This window comes from Corallococcus sp. CA049B (assembly GCF_003611685.1).
Taxonomy (GTDB): domain Bacteria; phylum Myxococcota; class Myxococcia; order Myxococcales; family Myxococcaceae; genus Corallococcus; species Corallococcus coralloides.
Genome location: NZ_RAWC01000366.1, coordinates 1 through 4851 on the forward strand (window position 1 = coordinate 1; position 4851 = coordinate 4851).

Annotated in this window: 4 protein-coding genes; 2 read left to right on the forward strand and 2 right to left on the reverse strand. The window is 68.6% G+C overall.

The annotated features are described in order from the left end of the window. Positions 1–79: 79 nt before the first annotated feature. Positions 80–1342 (reverse strand): discoidin domain-containing protein, encoded by a 1263-nt coding sequence (locus D7W82_RS38470; RefSeq protein WP_120623012.1) that lies wholly within the window; start codon positions 1340–1342, stop codon positions 80–82. Positions 1343–1492: 150 nt separating this feature from the next. After that, the gene (gene treZ / locus D7W82_RS38475) at positions 1493–3337 is read right to left on the reverse strand and encodes a malto-oligosyltrehalose trehalohydrolase (RefSeq protein WP_120623013.1); all 1845 of its coding nucleotides are present in this window, start codon (positions 3335–3337) and stop codon (positions 1493–1495) included. A gap of 329 nt (positions 3338–3666) precedes the next feature. Here treZ and D7W82_RS38480 point away from each other — a divergent pair, with 329 nt between their 5' ends. After that, positions 3667–4332 carry a hypothetical protein gene (locus D7W82_RS38480; protein WP_120623014.1) on the forward strand — a complete coding sequence of 222 codons (666 nt, stop codon included), beginning with the start codon at positions 3667–3669 and terminating at the stop codon, positions 4330–4332. Further along, positions 4329–4781 carry a hypothetical protein gene (locus D7W82_RS38485; protein WP_120623015.1) on the forward strand — a complete coding sequence of 151 codons (453 nt, stop codon included), beginning with the start codon at positions 4329–4331 and terminating at the stop codon, positions 4779–4781. The genes D7W82_RS38480 and D7W82_RS38485 overlap by 4 nt, the downstream gene beginning before the upstream one ends. The last annotated feature ends 70 nt before the right edge of the window (positions 4782–4851 follow it).

Genomic DNA, 4851 nt, shown 5'->3' on the forward strand with positions numbered 1-4851 from the left:
TCCCGGGCCTCCCCGCCCGCCCTGCGCGCGGCCTGCCGTCCTGCGTCAGGCCGCGCGCGAGCCCGTCTTCACTCGGGGTTCAGGGCTGGATTTCGCGAACACTCAGCCACTTGAAGTCCACGTCCGTCGCGTTGTCCCAGCGGAACACCGCGATGGGGCCACCCCACGTCACCGGCATGGCCGGCACGGCGCCGCCGCAGTGCTGGGCATCCCCGCCCCACCTGCCCGCGTCCGTGTGGTCGTAGACCTTCTTCCACGTCACCTTGTCCGCGTTCTCGTTGACGTACAGCTCCAGCTTCACGGCCGTCTGGCCGCTGACGGTGACGTTGCGCATGACGGCCTTGAAGCCCACCCAGCGGCCCTTCAGCGCGGAGGTCGCGGTGACGTAGGGCGTCTGCTCGTAGGAGACGTGCCACGTCTCCTTCTCCCAGCGGGCGCGGCCGTCATAGTGCAGGCCCGCCTTGTAGCTGCTGCCCTCGCAGCCGGAGTACTTGTCGTTGTGCTTCCCGCCGCGCGCGTACCACGCGAAGTTGTCCTTCACGTCGGCCACCGCGTTGACCTTCACGAAGCCGGTCATCTCGATGTTCTTCCAGTCGTTCGGCGCCTGCATGTAGCCGCGGCTCGCGAGCACGTCCCGGTCGTAGGTGGGAATCTTCCGGTCGTCGTAGCCCGTGGACGTGAAGACGCTCATCCGCACCTGCTTGTCCTTCATCTTCCAGGAGCCGTCGCTGTTGCGCGCAATCGTGTCCTGCGGGTCGAAGCGCGCGTCCGCCAGCGCGTTGTCCGCCAGCGTCCACGCCTCGCCCCCGGACTTCGAGGCGTAGAGCATGGTGACGCCGAAGCGGTCCTTGCCCGCCGTGGGCGTGGCGGCGCCGGTGATGGCGGCCCACTCCGCGATGCTGGCCCAGGTGTTGACGGAGTTACCGTTGACGGTGACGCGCACGTAGCGGGCGTTGCGCGCGGTGAAGCTGTAGCGCTCGAAGTTCGCGGTGGTGCCGGACGACGTCGTGGACACGGCCGTGGACCAGGTGGTGCCGTCCGTGGACGTGGCGAGGACGAACGTGTTGGTCCGCTCGTCGCCCCGGTGCCAGGCGATGTCCACCGCGGACAGCGACTTCACGCTGCCCAGATCGCCCCGGAGCCACTGTCCCACGCCGTCGCTGGACCAGCGCGTGGTGAGGTTGCCGTCGATGGTGGCGGACGGCAGGTTGCCGTCATTCCCACTGGCGGTGACGGCGGTGAAGCCCGACGCGGCGAGCGCCGGTGCGGCGGACCCGAACAGCAACAGCGCGCTCGCGGTGGTGAGGTGCCGCTTCCACGGCGATGGATGAGCTTGAGCCAAGGTGTGACCTCCTGGCGGCCGTGTACCGGCTCGCCCCCGAGGTCATTCCTTGTCTGGGTTTGTTTCACGCACCGGAAACATGGCGGCCCGCCTCCCCCTCTTCCGGGGTGACGGGCCGTGCGTGAAGCCGTGTCTGCCTTTGCGTGCGGGCTACTCGCGCAGCTTCACCACCGCCGCGGAGGGGCCCTCCAGGCGCACCACGTTGCCGGTGAGCGGAGACGCCTCCACGGTGCCGCCGTAGCGCGGGTTCTCACTCCACAGGACGATGCCCGCGCTCGCGTGCGTGGGCAGCGTGTGCACCAGCGAGCCCCGGAGGTTCACGAAGATGAGGAACGTGTCCCCCTCCGCGCGGCGCTCCAGCACGAACGCGTCCGGCCCAAGCGCTCGGGCGTCGTGCGTGCCCTGACGGCTGGTGAGCACGGGCTCCGTGGCGCGCAGGCGCAGGAGCTCCTTGTAGAGCGTGTGCACGCCCGCGGCCTCCGCGCCGTCCAGCTCCCCCCAGTCCAGCGTGGAGCGGGTGAAGGTGTCGCGGTCCTGCGGGTCCGGCACCTGCTCACCCTTGAAGCGCGAGAAGCCGGAGAACTCCTTGCGGCGCCCTTCCGTCACGAGCTTGCCCAGCTCCGCGTGGTGGTCCGTGAAGTAGAGGAACGGCGTGCGCGCGTTCCACTCCTGGCCCATGAAGAGCAGCGGCGTGAAGGGCGACATCAGGAGCAGCGTGCTCATGGCGCGGTAGGCGGCCGGCGACACGTCCTCCGACAGGCGGTTGCCGAAGGGCCGGTTGCCCACCTGATCATGGTTCTGGATGCAGTGGACGAAGTGCCACGGCCCCAGCCCCTTCGGGTCCGTGCCGCGCGCGTGGCCCAGGTTCTTGGACTTCTGGCCCGTGTAGAACCAGCCCTGCCGCAGCGTCGCGGCCAGGTCCTCCGCGCTGGCCGTGTAGTCCTGGTAGTAGCCCTCGTGGTCGCCCGCGAAGGCGCGCCGCAGCTGGTGGTGCAGGTCATCCGCCCAGACGCCGTCCAGGCCGTAGCCGCCCTCGGACGCGGGCGTGACGAGCTTGCGCTCGTTGCGCTCGTCCTCGGCGATGACGACCACGCGGCGGCCGGAGCCAGCGGCGTGGGCGCGCTCCACGATTTCGGCGAGCAGGTGCGGCTGGCCGTCATCCACCAGCGCGTGCGCCGCGTCCAGGCGCAGGCCGTCCGCGTGGTAGTCGCGGATCCACATCTCCACGTTGGAGAGCACCAGCGAGCGCACGAAGCGGCTGCCCTCGCTGTCGTAGTTCACCGCGTCGCCCCAGGGCGTGTGGTGCTTGCCGGTGAAGTAGTGCGGCGAGTACGCGCGCAGGTAGTTCCCGTCCGGTCCGAAGTGGTTGTAGACGGCGTCGATGAGCACCGCGAGCCCGTGCGCGTGCGCCGCGTCGATGAGCTTGCGTAAGCCCTTGGGCCCGCCGTACGTGGCCTGCGGCGCGAAGAGGTCCACGCCGTCGTAGCCCCAGTTGCGCGCCCCCGGGAAGCTGGCCACCGGCAAGAGCTCCAGCGTGTTCACGCCCAGTTCGCGCAGGTGGGCGAGCTTCGGGATGAACGCCTCGAAGGTGCCCTCCGGCGTGGCGGTGCCCACGTGCACCTCGTAGATGACCAGCGATTGCGGATCCGGCCCCTTCCAGTGCGAGTCCGTCCAGCCATGGGCGGAGCCCACCACCTCCGACGGGCCGTGCACGCCCTTCGGCTGCGAGCGGGACCAGGGGTCGGGGAACGGGTCTCCGCCGTCCACGCTGAGCTTGTAGCGCGCGCCTTCTGCCAGGTCCGGCAGCGCGCCGCCGAAGCAGCCGTCCGCTTCGGCGGTGAGCGGCACCTTGCGCAGGACGCGGTCCTCCGCGTCGTAGAGGACCACGTCCACGCCCTGGTGGCCGGGCGCCCAGACGCGCCAGCGCACCGAGGTGCCCTCCACCCACGCCCCCAGCCGGGGCGCTTGAGACCGTGCTTCCGTCGATTGAGCCATGTGCGCCCCTGTTAATGCGCACGCGCGGCTCCGGGGAGCATCCCGCGCACGTGGGGAACAGCGCTGTTCACGGGCCGACCTCTGGGAGCCCACGAGTGCGGACCGGCGGACGGACCGCTGGCTGTCACTCCCGAGCGCTCCTCGCCACACTGAACCCGCTACATCCTGTTGAAAGCCAATGACCTGCTGGGTAGTGTTCCGAAGTCCCGTGGGGTCGCTTCCCACCCGATTCCTAATATGTCAGACTCGGCAAAGTAGTCTTCTTTTTCTTGAATTTCCATGATAATGCGTAATCCCCAGAAAAGCGCCCTCGAACCAGGACACCGCGCATGGGGATTCAACGAAGCCATTGGGCCGTCCCCTGGGCATGGGCCGCGCTGATGGTGGCGTGCTCCACACCGAATCCGGACGTCCGCGTCCGTGAGCTTCCGGATGGACAGCTCCAGGTCACCGGTCCACTCGCGGGTCCCTTTCCCACGGTGGAGGAGCTCGCCGGGAACGCGTGCGAGATCATGACCCGGCAGCCTGGGGCATCGTCGGGCGATTACGGAATGGAGTACTGCGCCCTGGTCTATTACTCGGGGGCGGAGGACGCGTACTACCTGAGCCATCTGTCCGACGTCCAAGGCACGAGCGTGGGCCGCACGAAGTCCTGTCTGGTCCCCACGAAGCTGGATGATCCGCGGCACCTGGATGCCGTCATCCTGGGGAGGGGCCACAACCATCCCCACAACCGGCGCTTCTCCCAGAAGGACATGGGGCGCGACCGTGAGTGGGTTCCCTCGCGGATCGCCGACTCGCGGACCGGCAAGGTCCTCCGGCGGCATCTCCTGCTGTTCTACCGGGAGAAGGCGGGCGAGTGCCGTGCCTACAAATTCGACTACGCCGACCGCGAGGTGGCCGCGCTTCGTGGAGGCGTCTGGGTTCCCATCGGCTCGGTCAGCGACGACCAGGGCAACATCGAGCTCTACAAAGGGCAGGACTGGACGCCATGAACGTGCGCACGCGAACCCAGCGTCTGGCGCCCCTTCTTCTCGGCGTCATGGTCGGTGTCCTGAGCCAGGGCTGTAGTTACTTCGGCTATTACAAATACGAGCGGCCCGAACGCCTCCCACCCGAAGAGGGTGCACGCATCCGGGATCCGCAGACGGTCCAGACGACGACCGAGCTGGATGGTCCGACCTTCGCCGCGTTCCAGGTCGCGCTGAAGGACTTCTTCCCTCCCGGCGCGAAGGCCAGCGGCAATCACGAACGGCTGGTCCGCTGCCTCGGGCGCAGGGACCTCTTCGACGTCCGCATCCAGAAGGTGAACGACGACCTGTATGTCATCGCCTTCTCCGCCAACCTCGCCCGCTGTGAGGAGATGCCACCCGACGCCGTGGTCCTGGACGCGGGCGCCACCTATCTCATCGACGGCAAGGGCCGCATCCTCGACATCCGGTAGGGTGGCTTGTCGCGCCCCGGTGCCTCCCGGATGATGGGGCGTCCCCACCCTCCTGGAGCCCCCCGCGATG

Bases quoted from the DNA above. Each gene is read 5' to 3' on its own strand.
- treZ (WP_120623013.1), bottom strand. From the start codon at position 3,337: ATGGCTCAATCGACGGAAGCACGGTCTCAAGCGCCCCGGCTGGGGGCG.
- D7W82_RS38480 (WP_120623014.1), top strand. From the start codon at position 3,667: ATGGGGATTCAACGAAGCCATTGGGCCGTCCCCTGGGCATGGGCCGCG.
- D7W82_RS38485 (WP_120623015.1), top strand. From the start codon at position 4,329: ATGAACGTGCGCACGCGAACCCAGCGTCTGGCGCCCCTTCTTCTCGGC.